This is a genomic window from Candidatus Phytoplasma pruni (assembly GCF_013391955.1).
In the GTDB taxonomy this organism is placed as follows: domain Bacteria; phylum Bacillota_I; class Bacilli_A; order Acholeplasmatales; family Acholeplasmataceae; genus Phytoplasma.
Map to the genome: position 1 here is coordinate 1 of NZ_JABUOH010000050.1, position 1,626 is coordinate 1,626.

Sequence of the window (1,626 nt, forward strand, 5' to 3'; positions counted from 1 at the left end):
AAAAAAATCACAAAAACGCTTGCATTTCATCTTTTAGAATTATATAATGACTGGTGACAATAAAAAAAGGGAGATTTACAAAAAATGTCGAAAAAAGTTTACACATTAAACACAAAAAAAGAAGCCATCAAAATGAGAAATAAAGGTTATTCAGTTCCCTATATCCAAAAAAATTTAAAAATCACCCACCGTTCTAGCATCTATCTCTGGCATCACTGGGACCAAACCGGCCAACCTCACCGGTTATCAACCGGCATCGGTCGTCCGTTAAAACCCAAACCACCTCTGACGGAAAGATACCAAACAGAACAGGATTTTTTCCAACAAGCTCTCAGTCAAAGAGAAAAACCACCCTTTCAAGAAATTTTCGCCTTAATCGAACAATTTCAAGATAAAATACCAGTCATCCAAATGTTAAACCACCTCCAAGTCAGCAAATCATGGTTCTATCAACAAAAAAGAACCCAAGAGAAAAAAACCGCCCAAGAAAAGTTATACGAACTCCAAGTAATCCGCATCAAAGAGCTCTGTGAAAGAGAAAATTATATGTACGGCTACCGCAAAATCCGTCATCTTTACCAAAAGGAACACCAAACCACCATCCCTGAAAGGAGGGTGAAACAAATCATGCGCGCAAACAATTTAAAATGTCGCATCTATCCCAAAAAGAAATTCTGTTATTACAGAGAAAACAAGGGTCCGATTCCCAACATCATTCAAAGAATGTTTGACGCCCAAAGACCACTCGAAAAACTATTCACCGATGTTATGGTCCAAAAAACTAAGAACGGCCTCGTTTATTTCAGCGCTATCATTGATGCATACAATTCTCAAATCGTAGCCTGTTATACTTCCCGCCGACAAAACACAGAGTTATTAATCAACACCTTCAAGCAACTACCCGCGTTAAAAGCACCATGCATCATCCATCACGACCAAGGAGTCATCTATCGTTCCCACAAATTCCAAAAATACCTCAAAAAAAAGGGATTCACAACTTCTATGTCCGCCAAAGCATCCCCAGAGGACAACGGGATCATCGAATCTTTTTTTGGACGTCTCCGCGCGCTTTTAAAACTCACAATCCCCAACCTAGCCTCCTTGCCCGCACGAGCAAACATGAGATACTTAAAACAATTCAGCCGTTTTTGGAACAGCGAACACATCCTAACCAGATTAAATTATATGACGCCTCTCCAATTTCTAAAAGCCTCCCCTTTCGAATACCACGACTATATTAAATAACCACAACCACCTCCATCCAACAACCACATATAACAACACACGCTCAGGCAGAGAAAAACAATTTTCATATTTAAACAAACCTCAAACAAGTTCATCAGTCTATTAATGACGTCCAAAACCATATCAAATCACTGAGTAAAATAAAACCTTGATAAAAACATCAACCTCTCAAACCAACAACAATTATGAGGCATTTTTTAAGTATTGAATCTATTTTAACAAGAAAAATGGGTATATTTTACACACACCACGTTCAGGCGAGAAAACAAAAACCAACAGAATAACCAAGTCTGACGCTACAACTACGCCTAAAATTCATCATTCTCAACAAAATGTCATTTTCTTTTCATTTTAGTGGAGACTTTTCATTTTTTTTTGGAC

The 1,626-nt window shown here is 37.9% G+C and carries 1 protein-coding gene; it reads left to right on the top strand.

Translation table 11 applies throughout. The features are described 5' to 3' along the window. Positions 1–84 precede the first annotated feature (84 nt). Entirely contained in the window at positions 85–1,245 is a 1,161-nt protein-coding gene (locus HR065_RS02225) for an IS3 family transposase (protein ID WP_178734277.1), read from the top strand. The last annotated feature ends 381 nt before the right edge of the window (positions 1,246–1,626 follow it).

Bases quoted from the DNA above. Each gene is read 5' to 3' on its own strand.
- HR065_RS02225 (WP_178734277.1), top strand. From the start codon at position 85: ATGTCGAAAAAAGTTTACACATTAAACACAAAAAAAGAAGCCATCAAA.